This is a genomic window from Atopobium sp. oral taxon 810 str. F0209 (genome assembly GCF_000466405.1).
Taxonomy (GTDB): domain Bacteria; phylum Actinomycetota; class Coriobacteriia; order Coriobacteriales; family Atopobiaceae; genus Olegusella.
Genome location: NZ_KE952948.1, coordinates 1 through 22,375, shown reverse-complemented (window position 1 = coordinate 22,375; position 22,375 = coordinate 1). Strand labels below are relative to the sequence as shown.

The following is a 22,375-nucleotide window of genomic DNA, read 5'->3' as shown; positions in this document are numbered from 1 at the left end:
GCATTTTGATAGAGCTTAATGACGTCAGCTTTCATTATGGTGGAGAAAATGCCACGGGCGATGGAGTTGATCATATTACTCTGAAAATTGAGCAGGGAGAAGTGGTTGTCCTTGTAGGTGAGAGCGGTTGTGGGAAAACGACCATTACACGCTTAATCAATGGTTTAGCTCCTCACTTTTATGAAGGTCAGCTTGATGGGACGGTCTATGTTGATGGCATGTGTGTAAGCACTGCTGAGCTTGCCGAGATTTCAGAGCTGGTAGGAAGCGTTTTTCAAAATCCAAAAAGCCAATTTTTCAATATGGATACTACTGGTGAGTTGGCATTTGGTTGCGAAAACCAAGGTTTAGATCGTGCAGAAATTGTTAAGCGCATTGAAAAAGCTCGCATTGATATGAAGCTTGATGCACTTATGAATCGCAATATTTTTGAACTTTCAGGCGGAGAGAAGCAGCAAATCGCCTGCGGTTCAGTTTATGCTCAAAATCCTTGCGTATTTGTTATGGATGAGCCTTCGTCCAACCTTGATAAAAAAGCAATTCGACGTTTGCACGATATCCTTGCGCGTATGAAGGCAGAGGGAAAGACGCTCGTCTTATCAGAGCATAGACTACACTATCTCATGGATATTGCCGATCGCTTTGTATATATCAAAGATGGGCATATCGAGCGTATATATTCTGTTGAAGAATTTGATGCGTTATCCGAAAGCCAACTTTCCCAGCTTGGTCTTCGCTGTACCCATCTTGAGAGAATAACAACTACGAGTCAGTCTTTTTCCTCCTCGACGCATTTTGATGTTGCCATTGATGCGCTGGATTTGGCTTGTATGCGGGGTAATGCTCGTATATTGGATATTGATCGGCTCACTCTTCCGCTTGGTGCGACTGTTGCAATTATTGGTGATAATGGTTGTGGTAAGTCAACATTGGCAGAGTCGCTTTGCGGTCTCATTCCTTCCGATGGCTCTGTGGCATTTCATGGCGTCTACATGACGGATAAGATGCGGGCGCATAAGACATTCATGGTTATGCAAGATGTTAATCGCCAGCTCTTCTCCGAAAGCGTTGAAGATGAATTGAGGCTTAACACTGAAGTCTCTGACGCTAAGCTCAATGACATTCTTGATCGCTTGGGGCTCTTAGAATACAAAACCCGTCATCCCGCATCGCTTTCAGGTGGACAAAAGCAGCGTGTTGCTATCGCGTCGGCATTGTGTGCAGGAAAAGAAATTATTTTTTATGATGAGCCTACAAGCGGCCTGGATCGACGGGGTATGGAGCGATTTGGCTTTCTTATTAAGCTTGTGGGGAAAGATGTTGGTACATCGTTTATTATCACCCATGATCCGGAACTTATCCTGCAGTGTTGCACCCATGTGCTGTATATAAAAAATGGTCGTGTAGAAGCATTCTATCCGCTTGATGAGGGCGGTATTACGCGTGTTTTGGGTTATTTCTTATCACCAAGCGATGCAAGTTCAAGCAAGAAGCGCGATACCCGTGGACCCGTTGCAAAAATATTGTCATATGCAGGGGAACATCGCAAAAAGGTTTGGCTTGCTGCAGCATGTATGACGCTTGGTGCTGCTGCGAGTCTTGTTCCGTATTGGTTTGTGTACTATCTCATTGATCGTGCGCTATCTGGATTTGGACTCACCTGGACAGATGCTCTACCCGCTGTTGCAATCATGGCACTGTGCGGCGTGCTGCATGCCGTGCTCTATACAGGCGGTTTGGTGATATCTCATCACGCAGCATTTACCATTTTGGAAAATTTACGCATACACCTCCAACGCTGTCTTGATGCGCAGCCCTTAGGATCGGTCATTGATTGCGGTTCAGGAGCAATAAAAAAACTATTTGTTGATGATGTTGAATCCATAGAGTTGCTTATTGCTCATATGATTCCCGAAGGTATGGCTAACGCAGCTGTTGTCGTTGTAGTTATGCTGTGTTTGCTCTTTATTGATTGGGAGCTGGCAATACTGGTGGCTGTTGTTATTGCTTTAGGTTTTGTTGCATCTCGACAGATGAGTATTGTAGGTATAGAACGCATGGGCGGTTACTTTGCCGCATCAAAACGTCTGAATAATACTATTGTTGAATACGTTAATGGCATGGAAGTTGTGCGCATATTCAATCGACAGGACAATTCAGGCAAACAGCTTGAAGATGCTATTGATGCTCACCGTGATTATGTCTTAGATTGGTATCAAATTAGTTGGCCATGGATGGCACTCTATGGCAGTTTATTTTCTCATATAGTTTTGTATGCACTGCCGGTAGGAGCACTTTTGGTGATTATCGGCGCTCTATCGCTCACAAAATTAGTTTTAGTATTGTGCCTTGCTTTTGGCATAAGCTCACTTTTGATACATTGCATTACATTCCTTAGCTCGATTCCACTTGTAAGTTACAAGATTCAGTCCTTAGAAAAAGCACTTGATATGCCATCCATATGCATGGGCAATGAAGATTTTTGTGGTACAAATCATGCGGTTGAGTTTAAAAATGTGCGTTTTTCCTATCGCGGTTCAGAAGCGTTACGAGGCATATCATTTGTAGCTCCCGAAAACGCAGTAACAGCAATTGTGGGTGAGAGCGGAAGTGGCAAAAGCACTATTGCGCGCTTACTTGCCCACCAATATGACGTCGAGCTGGGTAGCATTTGTGTAGGCGGTCAGGACATAACACATATGTCGGCTCAAGCTGCAGCGCAGTTGATTTCATATGTTTCCCAAGACGTATTCCTTTTTAATAAAAGCATTCTCGAAAATATTCGTTTAGGAAAACCTGACGCAAGCGATGAAGAAGTTCGCCGTGCTGCTTGTGCGGCACAATGCGATGAGTTTATTAACTTGCTTCCCCATGGGTATCAAACTGATGCTGGTGCTGCGGGCTTGCAGCTTTCCCGAGGTCAGCGCCAGCGTATCGCTTTTGCTCGGGCTATATTAAAAGATGCTCCTATTGTGATTTTGGATGAAGCGACTGCATCGGTTGATGCAGAGAATGCGGCGAAAATGGATGCTGCTATTCGAGCACTTGTCAAAGATAAGACGCTTATTGTTATTGCCCATAAGCTCCAATCGATTGTTGATGCCGATCAGATTATTGTCCTGTCGCAAGGCAGTATTGAAGCTTGTGGGACCCACCCAACACTGATGAATGAGAGCAAGACATATCACCGGCTGTGGACATCTTCTGCTGAAACGGATGCATGGACCCTCAAAGATCAGGAGGCTGACTCATGCTAGCCATGGTTCATCGACTTCTCGTATTTTGCGGGCCGTATGCACGTCGTATACGTCTTGCCTATCTTTTTACGTTTTTGCGTTCACTTTGCGCAACGGTTCCTTTTGTTATATCCATTGCTTTGATTAATGCAATACTCGAGGGAACTGCCACTATTTATTTTTGTATCATTGCATCCGCTGCTCTTATCTGCTCTTTTGGATTACAGACACTATTTCAATATATGACTGACCGCACGCAATCAGGTGCTGGCTATCTTGTATTTGCTGAGAAGCGCCGTGAAATTGGAGCTCATCTGCGTAAACTTCCTATGGGCTTTTTTACTGAGGGGAATTTGGGAAAGGTAAGTTCAATTCTCTCGAGCGATATCATTTCCCTCGAGGAGATGGGTATGACAGCCCTATCTCAAGTGGTAAGCGGCTTGGTATCGCAGATAATTATCACCCTCTGGTTATGTGTAATGAGCCCTGCCGTAGGTGCTGTGGTGCTGGCAGTAGAGTTGATTGCAATGCTTATAGAACGTATTGCATTTAAAGAAGCTGTACAAAACTCTGAAAAGCTTCGTGCTTCAACGGAACTATCTACCAAGGCAGTACTGGAATATGTTGCTGGTTTGCCAACAGCGAAAGCCTACGGCGCATCGGGTGAAAGCGCTCGCGACTTACACTCCTCTTTTTTTAATCTTAAGCAGGTGAATGTTGCATATACAAACGAACATGCTCCGTTTAAAGCGCTGGTACTTGTGTTGTATGCCCTAGGAACAGCAGCTGTAATTGCGGTGACTGTCATACAGTTTGAAATGAACTCCCTTTCTCTGGCCATGTTCATCGGGATACTTCTATTTCTCTTTCAGCTTTTTGTGCCTATAAAGAGCGCCTATGGTCAAACTGAAATTCTTACCATTGCCAAAAGTGCGCTGGATCGTATTGAATGGCTTCTTTCTGTTCCAGAGTTGTCCGATACGGGACAAGAGAGTGTGCCAAAGAACAATTCAGTCGAGATTGAGTTTGAACATGTGACCTTTGCGTATAGTGATCAAAATGTACTCAAAGACATCTCTTTTTCAGTGAAACCTCATACGATGCTTGCGTTGGTAGGACAGTCGGGTAGTGGAAAGTCGACTATTGCAAATCTCATTGGTCGTTTTTGGGATGTAAAAGAAGGTACCATACGTATCCGTGGAGTTGACATCCGCGATATGCCTCTTGCTGTGCTTATGGATCAAATCAGTATGGTGTTTCAGGATGTGTATCTATTCCAAGGAACTGTCCGCGAAAATATAGCTATGGGATGTCCCCACGCAAGTGATGATGAGATTCTGATGGCTGCCAAAAAAGCGCGCTGCCTTGAGTTTATCAAAAAGATGCCTTATGGCTTTGACACTATGATCGGAGAGGGCGGAGCCAGTGTTTCTGGTGGAGAGGCTCAACGTTTATCTATTGCGCGTGCACTTGTAAAAAATGCACCAATTGTGATTCTCGATGAGGCAACTGCCAGCATGGATGCTGATAATGAACACTACGTTCAGGAGGCGCTCTCTGCTTTGTGCCATAACAAAACTACTATCGTGATTGCACATCGCCTACATACCATTCGCAACGCTGACGATATTATCGTGCTTGATAAAGGAGTAATTGCTGAACATGGTAGACACGATCAGCTCATAACTTCAAATGGAGCGTACGCGCGTATGGTCCGTGCTGGCATGGTGGGAGCATCAAAATATCCGCTCCAGGACAAGGGGAGTGCAATATGACACCCACGCTCAAGAAGATGGTTGGATTGATAGCTGTCATTATGAGCATCTACCTGGTTCTAGGAGCTTTTTATCTTCCCAGCTCCTTTATGGGGGAAGTGCGTAATCTCGTGCTTGCGGGAGGAATTGTACTTCTTATTGCAGGTAATATTCTCATTGTCTTTGGAGCAGAAAAGTAAAAAAGAGCCAGGGCATAAACCCTGGCTCAAAATTTATTGCAGTACAATTCAGCAAAAGAAAGAATTGCAACAACAAGCAGCGCAATTACTCGACTGCACTATTTTTTTGCCTTGCCCTGGTTGGCAACAGCATTAATCTTTGCCTCAATGGTGGCAGGATCGCCAATGTAATGCTTGTCGATAACGTTCCAGTCCTTGTCAAAGGTGTATGCGCAAGGAACGCCAGTAGGAATGTTGACCTCAAGAATCTGCTCAGGAGTAAGGTGCTCAAACTGCATCACAAGAGCACGCAGGCTGTTACCGTGAGCAGCAATGAGCACACGCTTGCCAGCCTCCATCTGAGGCTTAATCTCGGACTCAAAGTACGGCCATGCACGAGCAATGGTGTCCTTGAGGCACTCGGTGTAAGGCAACTCCTCCTGAGGTACATCGCGGAATTGATCTTGGATGTGGGGATCGCGCTTATCGCCAGGCTCCAGTGCAGGTGGGCACACATCAAAGGAGCGACGCCAAATCTTGACCTGCTCATCGCCGTGCTCTGCAGCGGCGTCAGCCTTGTTTAGACCCTGGAGCGCACCGTAGTGACGCTCGTTAAGACGCCATGTCTTATGAACAGGTAGCCAATTGCGATCCATCTCATCAAGGACGTGGTTGAGGGTATGGATAGCACGCTTGAGCAGGGAGGTGTAGCAAACATCAAAGTCAAAGCCTGCCTCCTTGAGCGCACGGCCGCCTGCAGCAGCCTCTTGGTGACCTGTCTCGGTAAGGTCTACATCTGTCCAACCAGTGAAGAGGTTGAGCTTGTTCCACTCACTCTCGCCGTGGCGAATAATGACGAGGTGCATGTTCTGGTCGTCTGCCATCTGTTCCTCTTTCTCGTCTTGTCCCTACGCGGTATTCCGCGACCTGATACTTCTTATTGTAAGCGAGAGCGGGGTCTGTGTGTTCCTCACGTAGCAATCAACGTATCACTGCCGCAGGGCAGAGTTTGTTGGGTATAGTTATACTTGTCTAACAAAGACGAGGGGGTTCCCATGGTTGATGTGATTGTCCTAGCGCTCATTGGGCTGGGTGTATTTTTGGCGTTTCGTTCTTTCAGGAAAGACGGAGGAGAGTGTGCTAGTTGTGGCAGCGCTGGTACCTGTGAGGCACGCGCTACGGGTTCAGGTCACTGTTCCGCTGCAGCCGATATGCTCCAGCGCGCAAATTCTGCTCTTGAAAAGGACGTACAAGGTCGTTAGTCTACCTTCTGCGGAGTTCAGCCAAAACAGGTAACAGAGACGAAATTTATATATGGAATACTCCCATGCTCGACTATGGATATGCGCAGTTTTGCTGGACTGCTCAGTGCAATAGCTGTTCAGAGTTGGTCTGGCACGATATGCCTGAGGGAGGCATTGAATGAGCGACGACAGAAACATCGATTTCGTTCTGCGTACAGTGGAAAAACGCAACATTCGCTTTATACGACTGTGGTTTACCGATGTGCTTGGTACATTAAAATCTTTTGCCATTTCAGCCGAAGATTTGGAAGAAGCTTTTGAAGAGGGTATTGGCTTTGATGGTTCCTCCGTTGATGGCTTTGTACCGCTTGAGGAATCTGACATGCTGGCTTTCCCTGATGCCTCGACTTTTCAGATTTTGCCGGGCAATTCCTCCGAAGGTCCCTCTGCGCGCATTATTTGCAACATCGCTACACCTCGTCGTGAGCCTTTTGAGGGTGATCCTCGTACCTGCCTCAAAACATTCTTCGGAAATCTTGATGAAAAAGGCTATGTAGCAAACATTGGCCCTCGCATTGAGTATTTTTATTTTGCTTCAGATGGTTCTGCTCGCCCCAATCAGGCGCGTCCTTTGGACTATGCAGGCTACTTTGATTTGACTTCTTTTGATTCAAGTTCTGATTTGCGTCGCGATACCACCATGATGCTCGAGCGCATGTCTGTACCCGTGGAGTACAATTTCCACTCTAGTGCGCCCTCGCAAAATGCTGTTGAGCTACGTTTTACCGAGGCTCTCACTGCTGCCGATAACATCATTACTGCGCGTTATGTCATCCGCTCGATGGCCCAGGCAAACGGAGTGTTGGCATCCTTTATGCCCAAACCGATGAGTGCGTACACAGGCTCTGGAATGTTTTTGTATCAGTCGCTCTTTGACCTAGATGGCAATAACGTTTTTTGGGGTCCGCGCGATGGTGACTCCGATGCACCGCATGCACACTTCTCTGAGGTTGGTTGCCAGTACATGGCGGGTCTTCTCAAATATGCACCCGAATACACCCTAATTTGCAACCCAACAATTAATTCTTATAAGCGCCTGGTGCCTTCGGGAGATGCGCCTGCATATGCTACCTGGGGATTCAAGAATCGTAACGCTTTAGTGCGCGTGCCTATGCACAAACCAGGCAAGCACCAGTCTGCCCGCTGCGAACTACGTAGCCCCGATCCTTCTGCCAATCCTTACCTTGCTATCGCAGCTACTCTTGCTGCAGGTATTCGCGGTATTGAAGAAAAGCTTGTACTCCCCAGTGAAGTCAATGCCGAGACTTTGGCAAAAGGTCCTGCCGAGCTTGCACGTCTAGGTGTGGCCGCATTGCCGCGCACCTTGGGTGAGGCTTTAGACGTCTTTGAGAAGAGTGAGCTTATGCGTGAAGTGCTGGGTGACCACATTGTTTCTTATATGCTTGAGGCAAAGCATAAGGAGTGGGATGAGTACTGTAGCGCCGTTACTGACTGGGAACGTGACAGGTATTACGCAGGTATTTAAAACCTTAAGACTCCAGCTAGTTAAGATATGTTTGCAAGGAACGAGTCTCTGGTAACAACTAGAGACTCGATGTGGGTTTTCATATTCGCGTCTAATCTTATATCAATATGCTATTCTTTTTGAAATGTGCAGGGCCTTTGGCACTGTCTTAGCAAAAGAGTACGGGGAGCAAGCACATGCATCACAAGAATATCTTGCTCATTGCGAAGTCTGATCGCTATCATGCAAGAATGAGCGAGCTTACGCATAAGCTTGACGTTTCGGTTGCACTAGCCACGCCTGCTACGTTTTCGCAGGCAATTTCTTCGGGTCATGAGTTTTCTCTGGTAATTATTGATCCCGAAGATATGGAAAATGAAACGCTCACCAGCGTTGATAGCTACGTGGCCGACAACGGCCTCATTCCTCGTCTTTTTATTATGGACGAGCACAAGCTCAGCAAATTCCATTTGCCCGTTCAGGGTCACAATGACTTTATTTGCTCTACTGCCAGTGATGCTGAGTTTGAGGTGCGTTGTTCTCTGCTGCTGTGGCCTGGTGAGGAAAACGCTCCAGATGACATCATTTCTGTTGACAATATGACGATTAACTTGGCTACGTATCAGGTCTATATTAATGAGAAGAGCGTTGACTTAACACTAATGGAGTACTCGCTGTTGTCCTTCTTGGCTACACACCCGTCACGTGCTTATTCGCGCGAAGCTCTGCTTCACCGCGTGTGGGGCTTTGAGTATTGCGGTGGCACTCGTACGGTTGATGTTCATATCCGACGCGTTCGTTCCAAGGTAGGTCCTCAGATTGCAGCTCATATTGTGACCGTACGTGGCGTCGGCTATCTTTTCAAGATTTAAGCTGTAGATCCAAAAATTTATACCTAAAGTCTTTGTAGCTAGGTTGATGCCTAGCTACAACTTTATGTGCGCCGAAAAAGCACGATGCGACATGTATTTAATAAAGTAGCAGAATTTAATTTGAGAATTATCGTGCCGCACTGTTTTTTTGGCTAAATGTACTCTTAGTGCTTATTGGGTATGAGAACTTTCATTAAGGGTAAATTTTTCTTATATTTGAGGCTTGGCATACAAGCAATGCCGAAGCAAAGGAGCGACGATGAGTGAATTTGATGAGCAGCCCATCTTTGATAAGCAGAATCCTACCCCTGAGCAGCCGACGGTAAGTAATCCTGTCTCTGAACAGCCGACGCGTGTAAACCCCGTGGCGCAGCCTACGGCAGTACAGCCACAGCCCACACAAAACTATGGTGGCGCAAATGGTCCTGTGGGTGATCAGCCTACGCCTGCGCCCACAGTGCAAAATGCCAATAAGAAAAAACACAATGGAGCTAAGCATTTTCTGCAGGGCGTACTTGGTGGTGTAGTAGGTGCTGGTGCATTAACGGCGATACTTCTTGGTACAGGAGTTCTTGGCTCAAAAGTTGTTACTACAACTGCTGGTTCAAGCAACAAAATAACTATCAATGCCAACAGTGAGAATGCTTCGATTGCGGAGGCAGTAGCTACCAAGTGTTTGCCTTCCGTTGTGTCCATCAGTGTCAAAACTACAGGTGGGGAAGCTCTGGGCTCTGGCGTTATTTTGGACAAAAAAGGCAATATCATCACCAATTATCATGTAGTTGAAAATGCTCAGTCGCTTACCGTTGATATTGAGGGCAAAACTTACAATGCCGAGGTTGTAGGCTCAGATAGCTCCTCTGACATTGCTGTGATCAAAGTTGATCTCAAGGGCGCTAGCGTAACTCCAATCAATGTTGCCGACTCCGATAAGTTGGTTGTTGGTGACTGGGTTATGACCATTGGCAGCCCCTTCGGTCTCAACCAGTCTGTTTCGACGGGCATTGTTTCGGCTTTGTACCGCTCAACCTTATTGCCTTCTTCTTCGGGTACCACGGTTTACGCCAACCTTATTCAGATTGACGCTGCTATCAATCAAGGAAATTCCGGCGGCGCCTTAGTTAATGATAAGGGGGAGCTTGTAGGTATCAATACACTGGTAGAGTCCTCAAGCGGTGACTTCTCGGGCATTGGTTTTTCGATTCCAGGAAATTACGCTGTAAATATTGCCAAGAAAATTATTGCTGGCGAAAAGGTTACTCATGCCTATATTGGCGTATCGATGCTGACAGTTAACTCTCAAAATTCCAGCGGTCTCTCTGTTGACGAGGGCGCTTATGTGGCACAAGTTGACAAGGATGGCCCCGCCGCAAAGGCTGGTATCAAGAAGGGTGACATCATTACTGCAATTGATGATGACAAGATTAGCTCCGCTGATGGCGTGATTTTGAGCATTCGTAGCCATGCCGAGGGCGATAAAGTCAAGGTTACCGTCAATCGTGATGGCGCAGAAAAGAGCTTTACGGTGACGCTAGGCAACGATGAGGAACTACAGAGCCAACAGCAACTCATGAGAAACAACCAGCAGAACAATCAAAATTCTCAAGGCAACAATCCTTTTGAAGGCTTTGGCGAGTAGACCTATTCATTTTGTTTGTGTAAAGAAGTACCTAAAGGCTGTCATATGTTGACAGCCTTTTTGCTGTCCGGTGCTTGTGAGAAGATAAGCGTTAAGCAAAGCTAGCGGAAGGAAAGCTCATGAGCGATATCGTTTGTCCCAACTGTGGTACGCATTTCACTGTTGATGAAAGTGGTTACGCTCAAATTGTGGCACAAGTGCGAGACAAGGAATTCAAACATGAGCTTGAGGCGCGCGAGAATTTGCTGCGATCTGATAGTCAAAAGTCTCAGCAGCTCGAGCTCGCAAAACTTCGCGATCAGCTCTTGGCTGATGCAGCTAAAGACAAGCAAATTGCTGCTCATGAGATTGCTCAGCGTGATGCTCAGCTAGCAGAACTCAAAGCTCAAATTAAGGCTGCTCAAGATACCCGCGATCAAGCAGTACGTCTTGCTGAGACCCAAACTATCCAGCAGGTACAAACTCAGCTAGCCGAGCGCGATACTCGTATTGCTCAACTGACAGCTCAGCTTGCCTCCCAAAAAGATACACTTCAGGCACAAAACGAACTTGCACTTACCAAGATGCATGCTCAAGCCCAAAAGGAGCGAGATGAGCTGACCTCTCAACTTGCGCTGGCAAAAAGTGAAGCAGAACGTAGTGTTAATACCTTACAGATGCAGATGTCTGAGCAGCTTGCTGGTCGCGATGCCCTCATCAAACTTCGCGAAGAAGAGATTTCACAGCTTAAAGATATGAAGTCTAAGCTTTCGGTCAAGCTCGTAGGAGAGTCTTTAGAGCAGCACTGCCAAAACGAATTCAACAAGATTCGTATGACAGCGTTTCCTCATGCATATTTTGAGAAAGATAACGATGCTTCCGAGGGTACAAAGGGGGATTTCATCTTTCGCGAAGAGGCTGATGATGGGGTTGAATTGCTCTCCATCATGTTTGAGATGAAAAATGAGTCTACAAATTCGGACACGCGCAATCAAAAGACTAATGAGCATTTTTTTGCCAAATTGGATGCCGATCGGCGTCGTAAGGGCTGTGAGTATGCTGTGCTTGTCAGTCTGCTTGAACCTGAAAGCGAACTCTACAATCAAGGCATTGTGGATGTGTCCTATCGCTACCCTAAGATGTATGTCATCCGTCCACAGTTCTTTATTCCGTTAATTTCATTTTTACGCAATGCTGCTTTATCGGCAGCTGATGCTCGCCGTGAATTGGCTGAGATTCGTCAGCAAAATATCGATGTGACGCATTTCGAAGAAAAGATGCAGAATTTCCAGGATGGTTTTTCCAAAAATTTTGCTGCAGCGTCAAAGCGCTTTGACACGGCTATCGAGGAAATTGATAAGACAATCTCACATCTGCAAAAAGTTAAAGAAAACCTCTTAACCTCCGAAAATCAACTACGACTTGCTAATGACAAAGCGCAAGGTCTTACTATCCGTAAGCTTACTTGGGGCAATCCCACCATGCAGGAAAAGTTCCGCCAGCTTGAGGAGTAGAGGATTTGCCTTTTTCTCCACACAGAGCAGCCTGCTGATTTAGATATACCCCCTAGGGGTATACTGCCTTCAACTGCAACATATAGGAGGAGGGATTCGGATGGCAGAGCATTGTGCATATAAGCAGACGCCTCGCTCGGATGAACTCATAGTTGATGTTACTCGTCGTATCAATCGCGCGATTGGTCAGCTCGATGGTGTAAAAACCATGATTGATGACAATCGCTACTGCGGTGATGTGCTAACGCAGCTTGCTGCTGTGGAGAGTGCAGTCAAAGCAGTGAGTCGCATAGTACTCAAAGAGCATCTAGAAACCTGTGTAGTCGAGCAGGTTCAGGCGGGCAACACCGAAGTGCTTGATGAGGTTATGGCCCTACTCAAGAAATTTGGCGCTTAAAAACTGTTGATATCCCAGCCGAGGATGTGAGGCTGGATTTTGGGGAAAGACATGAAAGAAACTCTTGATATTGTTGGCATGACTTGTGCTGCTTGTTCTGCTCGTGTGGGAAAAGCCGCATCTGCTGTGCCAGGTGTTGGTGCTGCAGATGTGAACCTACTTAAAAATTCGATGACCCTAGATTATGATGGCTCGCCTGCAACAGTCCAGGCGGTTGTGGCAGCCGTGGAAAAAGCAGGCTATGGTGCTCTGCGTAGGCAACGCTCAGATGTAAGTAAAAAGGATACTGCTGTTTTTGCGCCCGGAGAGATTGCGCGCAAGACTCAAGAACAAAAGCTTCACCAGCTCATTATCTCCGTAATATTTGAATTGCCGCTTTTCTATATTGCAATGGGTCCCATGTTTGGATGGCCTCAATTGTTATTTTTTGTGGGTCAACAAGGAATAATGGTAAGGGCGCTTGTTGAGCTGCTTTTGTTGGTGCCTATCCTTTTGGTTAATCGTAATTACTTTGTGGTTGGTTTCCGCACCTTAGGGCATCTATCGCCCAACATGGATAGTTTGATTGCTATTGGCTCTGCCTCGTCAGTAATTTACGCGCTTGCCGCGACTCTGCGTATGGCTTGGTCGCTTGGTGGTGGCGATTTTACCCAGGCGATGGCGGCTTCGCATGATTTGTATTTTGACTCTGCTGGTATGATTTTGACCCTGATTACCTTGGGTAAGTACTTTGAAGCCCGAGCAAAGGGTCACACTACTGATGCGATCGCTTCGCTGATGAATCTTGCCCCCAAAACGGCAAATGTTATGCGTGACGGAGAAGAGCAGCAGGTTCCTGCCGAGGAAGTGCACCTAGGTGAGCGAGTTATCGTGCGTGCTGGCGAGTCTTTGCCGGTAGATGGTGTGGTAATTGAAGGTTCTGCTTTGGTAGATGAATCTGCAATCACGGGCGAGCCTATTCCTGCAGAAAAAACGGTGGGTTCAAAGGTGAGCGCTGCCACGACGAGTACCTCGGGTTGGATGACAGTTGAGGCTCGGGCAGTCGGAGATGATACGACACTTTCTGCCATTATTCGCTTGGTCGATGAAGCTACCAGCTCTAAAGCTCCTATTGAGCGCATGGCGGACAAGATTGCCGGTGTATTTGTACCTGTAGTTACTGGCATTGCTTTGATAGTACTGATTGTTTGGTTGCTTTTGGGTGCGGGGCTTTCAGTAGCGCTTACTCATGCGGTATCGGTACTGGTGATTTCTTGTCCCTGTGCTTTAGGTCTTGCCACTCCAACTGCTGTTATGGTGGGCACTGGTAGGGGAGCAGCACATGGCATCCTTATCAAGAGTGCTGAGGCCCTTGAGGGTGCTTGCAATGTAGATATGGTTGTGATGGACAAGACGGGTACTATCACGGCAGGAGCACCTGAGGTTACCGACGTTGTAGTGGCAGCTAACATCAGTGAAGATGAACTTGCAAAGCTTGCTCATGCGCTTGAACAAAAAAGCGAACATCCTTTGGCACGCGCCGTCATGAGCTGGGCAGAAGCCCATCATGTTCAAGACAGACAATCTGCTGTTGTGCAGAAATTTCAGCAAATTGATGGTGGCGGACTGACAGGAATTTTGGAAGAGCAGCAGGTTTTTGCGGGGAATCGTCGTCTGATGGAGGCAAAGGGCGTCGAGTTGGGAGCTCTGCTTGGCCCTGCTGAGACTGCTGCAGCTCAGGCTAAAACTCCGATCTTTTTTGCGGAGGGTACGCGAGCTCTTGGTATGCTTGCTGTTGCTGATCCCATCAAGCCTAGTAGCGCCGAGGCAATAAACCGTCTGCGTGGCATGGGTATCAAAACCTTGCTGCTTACTGGTGATCAGTTGACCACTGCAACAGCAGTAGCTGGGGTAGTTGGTGTTGATGAGGTTGTTGCAGGCGTGCTCCCGCAGGAAAAAGAGCAAAAAGTTCGCGAACTACAAAAGGCTGGTCGTACAGTTGCTATGGTAGGTGACGGTATTAACGATGCGCCCGCACTTGCTCGCGCAGATATTGGCATTGCTATTGGTGCTGGTACCGATGTCGCCATTGAGTCGGCAGACATTGTATTGATGCGCTCCGACCCCAATGATGTAGCAACTTCTATTGAGTTGTCGCAGGCAACGCTCAAAAAAATCAAGTTAGGTCTTTTTTGGGCGCTCTTTTACAATGCGCTTTGCATTCCTATTGCGGCGGGCGTGCTTGTACCTTGGGGCATCCAAATTAATCCGATGATTGGCGCTGCAGCCATGGGCGCCTCCAGCGTCTTTGTAGTAAGCAATGCCTTGCTTTTGCGCTTGTGGAAGCCAAAGAAGCCTAAATTTAGCAGTCAACATACCGTCGTTGTTCAAGAGAGTCAGTCTGTACTGACAGAAGGCGAGGAAGAAATGTCTCACAAACAACTCAAGGTCGAGGGCATGATGTGCCAACATTGCGTCGCTCATGTTACTCAAGCGCTTGAGGACGTGAAAGGTGTCAAGAATGTCACCGTCAATTTGGAGCAGGGTACAGCTGATCTTGACGCGGGCCTGCTTGTTCGCGATAGTGCACTTGTCAAGGCAGTTGAAGAGGCGGGGTATAAGGCAAACATCGCGTAAGAGACGTTTGCCGACCAAAACTAACCGCTCGCCTAGAATCTGGGGCACTTTAGTGCCCCTTTTTTATGTCTACAAGATAGTATAAAAGTAGTTGGAAACGTTACCAGAAACGTTTCCATTGGCAAGACAAAGCAAGCCTTGCACAGATGAGCCGAAAGGGGGAGACCTTGGCCACTATCAAAGACGTTGCAGCCTTGAGCGGCGTTGCAGTGAGTACAGTCTCCCGCACAATCAATGGTCATCCCGATGTGAGTGCAGAAACTCGAGCCAAGGTTATGGATGCTGTGTGCGAGCTTCACTATGTACCCAATATCAGCGCTCGTGATCTTGTACAAACCCAAGTAAAACACCTCGGTCTAGTGATTCGTGGTGCAGAAAATACTTTTTATGCTCCCATCGTACGCACCATTGGGCAGTGTATTGATCGCGCTGGGTACACCATGGTCATTGATCAAATTGAGTTTGACTCTGATGAGGTTGCGGCAGCGGCAGCGCTTGCTCAGTCTAAGCGTCTGCGCGGTGTTATTTTGCTTGGCGGTCGTTTTGACTATAACCCCGAAGACATTGCTTCTATTGGTGTTCCAGTCATTTGTTGTTGTACTCATGCCAATCAATTTGGCAGCCTTGATGAAAGTTGCTATTCCTCGGTTGCTATTGACGACGAAGCAACTGCTTTTCAGGCAACAAATAAACTTATTGAACTGGGTCACAAGCATATAGCAGTGCTTCTCTCGGCTACAGATGATCACTCCATTTCCGAGCTTCGCTATCGCGGATATTGTCGAGCTCTGCGCGAAGCAGGACTGACGATAGATGAAAATCTTGTTGTTTGTGCTTTGGATTTTTCTCTTGAGGCAGCCTATTCGGGAACTCGTACACTCATTCAAAATCATCCTGAAGTAACAGCTCTTTTTGCGGTAGCCGATTCACTGGGAATTGCTGCGCTTAAAGGTCTTCATGATGAAGGCTTGATAGTCCCTCGGGATTTTTCGCTTATTGCAATCGACGGAATTGAGCTGTCGTACTTTGCAATTCCTACATTAACCACCTTGGTACAACCCCAGATAGAGCTGGGAGAGCTTGCAGTCGATACGCTGCTCTCGATGCTCAATAAGGAGGATTCTACGCGGCACATCCGCGTGGAGACACATCTGCGGAAGGGAGGCACCATCGCTCCAGTTGCTTCGTAGATGCAACAAAGTAGGTACGGCTCGTTATGTAGGGCACAAACTTATGTAGGGCACGAACGCATCGCAAGATGCGGGAAATATAAACAGAGGGAAAGGATTTGGTATGAGCAAGGGAATGACACGTAAGACTTTCTTGGGTACTGCAGGTCTTGTTGCAGCAACGACTCTCGCCGCTTGCGGCGGCAAGGGTGGCAAGGGTGGTGCTGGTTCCTCCGCAGACGAGGGCGGCGCTACCGTTTATTGGCTCAACTTCAAACCCGAGATTGATGAGCTCCTCCAGAAGCTTGCTAAGCAGTACAGCAAGGACAAGGGCATCAATGTCAAGGTCAAGACTGCGGCTGCTGGTACCTATGAGCAGACCCTGACCGCTGATATGGACAAGGCAGAGAAGGCTCCCACCCTCTTTGTTATTGGCAACTCTGCGGGTGTTAAATCTTGGGGCGGCTATGCTATCGACCTCAAGGGCACCGACATCCAGAAAGAAGAGATCGACGATACCTACGATCTCTTTGACGCTGACGGCAAGATGGTCTCTCAGGGCTACTGCTACGAGTGCTACGGCATCATCGCCAACAAGGACCTCGTGGAGAAGGCTGGCCACAGCATGGACGAGATCACCAACTTTGAGGGTCTCAAGAAGGTCGTCGAGGACATTCACAAGCGCAAGGACGAACTTGGATTTGACGCATTCACCGCATGCGATATGACTGACGACAGCTCTTGGCGCTTCACCGGCCATATGGCAAACCTCGAGTACTTTTACGAGGAGAAGAAGGCTGGCAAGAAGTGGGATGAGTGCCCCAAGACCATCACCGGTGAGTTCCTGCCCAATTACAAGATGCTCTTTGACCTGTGCATCAACAACTGCACCGTTGACCCCAAGACCCTTTCAACCGATACCTCCTACTCCAACGGCCAGGAGTTCATCGATGGCAAGGCGGCCTTCGATGTTCAGGGCAGCTGGCAGTATGCCACCTATGCAGAGGCTCAGAAGAACACCACGATGATTCCGTATTATTGCGGCGTTGAGGGCGAGGAGAAGGCTGGTCTCAACTGCGGCACCGAGAACCGCTGGGCTGTCAACACCAACTCCTCCGAAGAGCAGCAGAAGGCAACCCAGGACTTCATGGTCTGGCTGGTTACCGATGCTGATGCTTCTGCTCAGCTCGTCGAGCAGCTCGGCATTATGCCGTTCCAGAACGCTGCAAAGTCTACCAACGGCTATCTCAACGCTGCTGCTGCTTACACCGAGAAGGGCAACTATGTCATGGACTGGGTTACCAGCTATCAGCCCAACGTTGATGACTACCGTAAAGCTCTTGTTTCGGCTATGAACGCTTACTGCGCCGATCAGACCGATGCAAACTGGGATGCAGTCAAGACTGCGTTTGTCGATGGCTGGGCAACCCAGTACGCAAAGGCAAATGCCTAAGCTTTAGCAACTCGTACTAGCGATTTAGTGTGGAGCCAGGATGGGATGAAATTACCCCGTCTCGGCTCTTTACCCAAATTCCAGTATTTATTGAATTCATTTCGAGAAGCAGAAAGGAGAGAGAATGGCTGCTAAGCTCAAGACTGGAAATTCAATCCGCAGGTCTACACGTCATTGGGCATGGCTTTTTATCCTGCCAGTGTTTGCTGCATTTTGCATCGGCTTCATTGGGCCCTTTATCCAAGGCATGTATTTGTCGCTGTGTAGCTTTAGGCTTGTTTCCAATGCTCAGTTTGTTGGCTTTTCAAACTTTGCAACGGCTTTGGCTGATGAAAGCTTCCAGCACTCTTTCTGGTACACAGCTCTTACCGCAGTGGTAAGTCTCGTGCTTATCAATGTGTTGGCCTTTACAGTTGCCTATGTACTCACCCAAAACATCAAGGGATCCAATCTTTTCCGTACAGTTTTCTTTATGCCCAACCTCATTGGTGGCATTGTTTTGGGTTATATCTGGTCGATGATTTTTGATGGCATATTGCGCGCCTACAACACATCAATCTTGCTTAATACTACCTACGGTTTTTGGGGTCTTATCATCTTGATGTGCTGGCAGCAGGTTGGCTATATGATGATTATTTATATTGCTGGCTTGCAGGCTGTGCCCGAGGATATGCTTGAGGCCGCCAAGATTGACGGCGCAACCAAGTTGCAGACTCTCTTTAAGGTGACAATTCCCAATGTCATGCCCTCGATTACCATCTGCATGTTCTTGTCGCTTACCAACGGCTTTAAGCTCTTTGACCAGAACCTTGCTCTTACGGGTGGTTTGCCCTACATCATCCAGCCTGATGGCAACACCATCAATACGACTGAGATGCTGGCACTTAACATCTTCAATACCTTCTATGGCTCTGCAACCGCTGCTCGCGGTGTTGCACAGGCCAAGGCTGTCATCTTCTTTGTGCTGGTTGCAGCACTTGGATTGGCTCAGCTTTATTACACCCGTAGAAGGGAGGTGCAGCAGTAATGGCAAAGACAAAAGAACAGACTCTCGCTGCCGAGCGTCGTACCAAGACTACCTTGTCGGTGACACTTGCAATCATCTGCATTGCTTGGGTACTGCCTATGGTTGCCGTGATTATCAACTCATTCAAGAAGAATACCTTCGTTAAGACCGAGACCTTTGCTTTGCCTACAGCAGAAAGCTTTGCTGGTTGGGATAACTTCATCAAAGGTATGACCTTTGGTAACTATCCCTTTGCAAGCTCTGCTCTCTATTCGGTCATCATTACCGTTTTGTCGGTAGCGCTTATTTTGGTGTTCTGCTCGATGGCCGCTTGGTATATTCAGCGCGTGAACTCGCTGTTTTGCAAGATCGTCTACTATCTGTGTGTCTTCTCGATGGTAGTGCCCTTCCAGATGGTGATGTTTACCCTGTCGCGTACTGCCTATGTGTTACACATGGACAATCCCTTTACCATTCCCATCATCTACCTAGGTTTTGGCGCAGGTCTTGCCATCTTTATGTTCTCGGGCTTTGTTAAAGCAATTCCTCTTGAGATTGAAGAAGCTGCTGCAATTGATGGTTGCGGACCTGTTCGTACCTTCTTCCTCGTAGTGTTGCCCATGCTCAAACCTACCCTTATCTCTGTAGGTATCCTTGAGATTATGTGGGTTTGGAACGACTATCTCCTGCCATATTTGGTACTTGATACCAATGAATATCGTACGATTCCTATTCATATTCAGTATCTCAAGGGTAGTTACGGCACAGTTGATCTAGGTGCAACGATGGCTTTGATTTTGCTTGCCATTATTCCTGTTGTTGCCTTCTATCTTGCCTGCCAGAAGCACATCATCAAGGGCGTCGCAGCTGGCGCTGTGAAGGGTTAGTCATGGAGAGGTCGAGTGGTATCATAGCTCCACTGTTCTCACTACCATCACCTTATGGCATTGGTAGCTTGGGCGCTGCTGCGCGCGAGTGGATTGATTTTCTTGCTGCAGCAAAGCAGAGCTGGTGGCAATTGCTGCCGGTAGGTCCTACGAGCTATGGAGATTCGCCTTACCAAAGTCCTTCGACTTTTGCAGGTAATCACTACTTGATCGATCTTGACTTGCTTGTTCAAGATGGACTTCTAGAGACAAAAGAGCTTATGGCAGTCGAGTGGGGAAATGACCCCGCACGTGTTGACTACCAGGCGCTCTATGAGCATCGCCTATCGCTTTTAGCCTTGGCTTGCGAGCGTGGCTGGCAGCGTGATGCTGCAAAAATTGCTAGCTTTGCTCGGGAAAATGCCACTTGGCTTGATGACTATGCGCTGTTTATGGCCGTAAAGCGCCACTTTGGTATGGTTGCTTGGACCGATTGGCCCGATGAGGCTATTCGCCTGCATGAAAACAAAGCTTGCGAAGCATATCGCACAAAGCTCGCTAGTGATGTACGCCTCTTTGTGTATACGCAGTATCTCTTCTTCCAGCAGTGGGAGGAGTTGCGTCGCTACGCACACAAACGGGGTGTGGGCATCATTGGCGATATGCCAATTTATGTGGCAATGGATTCTGCTGATGTCTGGGCTGAGCCTGCAAACTTCCAGTTGGATGAACTTAATGTCCCCACGTTTGTTGCAGGTGTACCACCTGATAATTTTTCAGCAACAGGTCAGCTTTGGGGTAACCCTTTGTACGATTATGAAGCAATGGAAGCTGATGGTTTTGACTGGTGGCGTCGCCGTGCTGCTGGTGCTGCTCGTCTGTTTGACGTAATTCGCATCGATCACTTCCGCGGTATCGAGAGTTATTGGGCGGTACCCTATGGTGCGACGACCACCAAAGATGGTCACTGGGTCAAAGGGCCTGGTATCCGTCTTGTCAATGCCATTAAATCTGCCATTGGGGATTGTGGCTTGATCGCTGAGGATTTGGGCTACCTTACAGTTGAGGTACGTGAATTGCTTGTTCAATCTGCCCTTCCAGGGATGAAGATTATGCAATTTGCCTTTGACTCACGCGATCAGGATAGTGCAGGCATTATGCCAGAAGACTATCCCCAAAACTGTGTGTGCTATGTGAGCTCTCATGACAACGCGCCTATTGCTGCATGGGCACAAGAGGTGCAAGCGAGTGATTTGGCAGCGGCGTCTGAGTATCTCAAGATAAAGGATGAGTCCGATCTTCCTTGGGCTTTTGTACGCGCAGGTATGGCAAGCAAGGCACAGCTTTTTATGGCACAGATTCAGGATTATCTGGGTCTCGGTGCAGATTCTCGTATCAATTCGCCGGGAATTCTCGGCGGCAACTGGCAGTGGCGACTTGTGCCTGGCCAGCTGAGCAGTAGTCTGGCGGCACAAATTGCCGACCTTACCACCCAGTACGAAAGGAGTGTGAAGCACTCATGGCAACAGTAAGCCTACGTCATATCGAAAAGGTGTATCCCAACACCGAGGCAAAGAAGGGCTTGTTTGGCAAAAAGGCTCAAGCCCCCAAGAAGAAGCACAATCTCAAGGTAACCGATGAGGGTGTTTTGGCAGTAGAGGACTTCAACCTCGAAATTGCTGACCGCGAGTTTGTTGTTCTTGTTGGCCCTTCGGGCTGCGGCAAGTCTACTACCTTGCGTATGGTTGCAGGCCTAGAGGAGATTACCCGTGGCGAGCTGTTGATTGACGGCAAGCTTATGAATGATGTGGCGCCCAAGGATCGCGACATCGCAATGGTTTTCCAGAGCTATGCTCTTTATCCTCATATGACCGTTTATGACAATCTCGCTTTTCCCCTTAAACTTCGCAAGGTTGAGAAAAGCGAGATTGACCGCAAGGTTCGTGAAGCTGCAGAGATTTTAGGCATCACTGAGTACCTCGAGCGTAAACCCAAGGCGCTGTCTGGTGGCCAACGTCAGCGTGTTGCTATCGGTCGCGCTATTGTTCGTGAGCCCAAGGTTCTGCTTATGGACGAACCGCTCTCCAACCTTGATGCAAAGCTGCGCAACCAGATGCGCGCAGAGATTATCAAGTTGCGCCAGCGCATTGATACCACCTTTATCTATGTCACACACGATCAAACCGAAGCTATGACTTTGGGTGACAGCATTGTCATCATGAAAGATGGTGTGGTGCAGCAGGTTGGCACTCCTCAGGAAGTCTTTGATCATCCCGCAAATCTCTTTGTTGCAGGCTTCATTGGCGTGCCTCAGATGAACTACTTTGATGCCGAGCTCGTACGCAAGGGAGATAGCTACTCGGTGGTTATCGGTGATGTTGTAGTTGAGCCAAGCGCGGACAAGCAGGAGCGTCTGCTTGCCCACGATGTTCAGAGCCAGGCTATTACCTTGGGCGTGCGTCCCGAGCACTTGGTACTTGATACCAGCGAGCCTCCCGCAGCCAATACGCTCAATGGTAGCGTTGAGGTCTCCGAGATGATGGGCTCATCGATTCACCTGCATCTGAATGCCAAAGGTCAAGACGTTATCGTTATCGTTCAGACTACCGAGCTAGCAAAGTCAGGTTTAACGGCATTTGCTCCCGAGACAACGATTTCTTTCTCTTTCCCAGGCAATGCGGTGCATCTCTTCTCCAAGGAAGACGAGCACAACCTCGAGTTTTAAGCTCTAGGTTTTACGTGCCTTCCCTCTGTCGGCAGCTCGCTTTTGGCGGGCTGCCGTTTTTTGCGACGGGTCATCAATCTGGTGTCGTGTGTTGTGTCAAAAGCCACGAACTGTTTCATGCAGCATGGCCCTGCTTGCCAAACGCCACGTATTCTTTCCCCTAGTGAGGCTCTGCTTGCCAAAAGCCACGTTCTACTTCAC

Annotated in this window: 17 protein-coding genes; 16 read left to right on the top strand and 1 reads right to left on the bottom strand. The window is 47.9% G+C overall.

Annotation, left to right across the window (positions count from 1 at the left end; translation table 11 throughout):
* Positions 1 to 5: 5 nt before the first annotated feature.
* The 3 genes from HMPREF9069_RS03895 to HMPREF9069_RS03885 are packed head-to-tail and all read left to right on the top strand — an operon-like array spanning position 6 to position 5,190.
* Complete coding sequence (locus HMPREF9069_RS03895) at positions 6 to 3,257, top strand: energy-coupling factor transporter ATPase (protein ID WP_035438413.1); 3,252 nt, start codon at positions 6 to 8, stop codon at positions 3,255 to 3,257.
* On the top strand, positions 3,251 to 5,011 hold the full coding sequence (locus tag HMPREF9069_RS03890) for an ABC transporter ATP-binding protein (protein ID WP_021625851.1): 1,761 nt from the start codon (positions 3,251 to 3,253) through the stop codon (positions 5,009 to 5,011). Before HMPREF9069_RS03895 ends, HMPREF9069_RS03890 begins: the two co-directional genes overlap by 7 nt.
* Complete coding sequence (locus tag HMPREF9069_RS03885; RefSeq protein WP_021625850.1) at positions 5,008 to 5,190, top strand: hypothetical protein; 183 nt, start codon at positions 5,008 to 5,010, stop codon at positions 5,188 to 5,190. The genes HMPREF9069_RS03890 and HMPREF9069_RS03885 overlap by 4 nt, the downstream gene beginning before the upstream one ends.
* A gap of 98 nt (positions 5,191 to 5,288) precedes the next feature.
* Here HMPREF9069_RS03885 and gpmA read toward each other — a convergent pair whose 3' ends face one another.
* A complete protein-coding gene (gene gpmA, locus HMPREF9069_RS03880; protein WP_021625849.1) occupies positions 5,289 to 6,053 on the bottom strand; it encodes a 2,3-diphosphoglycerate-dependent phosphoglycerate mutase in 765 nt (254 codons plus the stop codon).
* 171 nt (positions 6,054 to 6,224) lie between these two features.
* Here gpmA and HMPREF9069_RS03875 point away from each other — a divergent pair, with 171 nt between their 5' ends.
* The 13 genes from HMPREF9069_RS03875 to HMPREF9069_RS03815 all read left to right on the top strand — a co-directional run bounded on the left by HMPREF9069_RS03875 (position 6,225) and on the right by HMPREF9069_RS03815 (position 22,174).
* The gene (locus HMPREF9069_RS03875) at positions 6,225 to 6,431 is read left to right on the top strand and encodes a FeoB-associated Cys-rich membrane protein (RefSeq protein ID WP_021625848.1); all 207 of its coding nucleotides are present in this window, start codon (positions 6,225 to 6,227) and stop codon (positions 6,429 to 6,431) included.
* A 160-nt stretch (positions 6,432 to 6,591) separates the two neighbouring features.
* On the top strand, positions 6,592 to 7,959 hold the full coding sequence (locus HMPREF9069_RS03870) for a glutamine synthetase family protein (protein ID WP_021625847.1): 1,368 nt from the start codon (positions 6,592 to 6,594) through the stop codon (positions 7,957 to 7,959).
* Positions 7,960 to 8,135: 176 nt separating this feature from the next.
* Positions 8,136 to 8,810: a winged helix-turn-helix domain-containing protein gene (locus tag HMPREF9069_RS03865; RefSeq protein WP_021625846.1), complete on the top strand. Its 675-nt coding sequence runs from the start codon at positions 8,136 to 8,138 to the stop codon at positions 8,808 to 8,810.
* Positions 8,811 to 9,069: 259 nt separating this feature from the next.
* Positions 9,070 to 10,449, top strand: a complete 1,380-nt coding sequence (locus tag HMPREF9069_RS03860; RefSeq protein ID WP_021625845.1) for a S1C family serine protease — start codon at positions 9,070 to 9,072, stop codon at positions 10,447 to 10,449.
* Between the two features lie 119 nt (positions 10,450 to 10,568).
* Positions 10,569 to 11,942 (top strand): DUF2130 domain-containing protein, encoded by a 1,374-nt coding sequence (locus HMPREF9069_RS03855; protein ID WP_021625844.1) that lies wholly within the window; start codon positions 10,569 to 10,571, stop codon positions 11,940 to 11,942.
* A gap of 100 nt (positions 11,943 to 12,042) precedes the next feature.
* Entirely contained in the window at positions 12,043 to 12,339 is a 297-nt protein-coding gene (locus HMPREF9069_RS03850) for a metal-sensing transcriptional repressor (protein WP_021625843.1), read from the top strand.
* Between the two features lie 51 nt (positions 12,340 to 12,390).
* Positions 12,391 to 14,955: a heavy metal translocating P-type ATPase gene (locus tag HMPREF9069_RS03845; RefSeq protein ID WP_021625842.1), complete on the top strand. Its 2,565-nt coding sequence runs from the start codon at positions 12,391 to 12,393 to the stop codon at positions 14,953 to 14,955.
* 167 nt (positions 14,956 to 15,122) lie between these two features.
* Entirely contained in the window at positions 15,123 to 16,145 is a 1,023-nt protein-coding gene (locus HMPREF9069_RS03840; RefSeq protein ID WP_051317777.1) for a LacI family DNA-binding transcriptional regulator, read from the top strand.
* Positions 16,146 to 16,248: 103 nt separating this feature from the next.
* Positions 16,249 to 17,577: an ABC transporter substrate-binding protein gene (locus HMPREF9069_RS03835; RefSeq protein ID WP_021625840.1), complete on the top strand. Its 1,329-nt coding sequence runs from the start codon at positions 16,249 to 16,251 to the stop codon at positions 17,575 to 17,577.
* A gap of 124 nt (positions 17,578 to 17,701) precedes the next feature.
* Entirely contained in the window at positions 17,702 to 18,604 is a 903-nt protein-coding gene (locus HMPREF9069_RS03830; protein WP_021625839.1) for a carbohydrate ABC transporter permease, read from the top strand.
* Positions 18,604 to 19,470, top strand: coding sequence for a carbohydrate ABC transporter permease (locus tag HMPREF9069_RS03825; protein WP_021625838.1), 867 nt, complete (start codon positions 18,604 to 18,606; stop codon positions 19,468 to 19,470). Before HMPREF9069_RS03830 ends, HMPREF9069_RS03825 begins: the two co-directional genes overlap by 1 nt.
* 2 nt (positions 19,471 to 19,472) lie before the next feature.
* Positions 19,473 to 20,981 carry a 4-alpha-glucanotransferase gene (gene malQ / locus HMPREF9069_RS03820; protein ID WP_021625837.1) on the top strand — a complete coding sequence of 503 codons (1,509 nt, stop codon included), beginning with the start codon at positions 19,473 to 19,475 and terminating at the stop codon, positions 20,979 to 20,981.
* Complete coding sequence (locus tag HMPREF9069_RS03815) at positions 20,969 to 22,174, top strand: ABC transporter ATP-binding protein (protein WP_021625836.1); 1,206 nt, start codon at positions 20,969 to 20,971, stop codon at positions 22,172 to 22,174. Before malQ ends, HMPREF9069_RS03815 begins: the two co-directional genes overlap by 13 nt.
* Positions 22,175 to 22,375 lie beyond the last annotated feature (201 nt).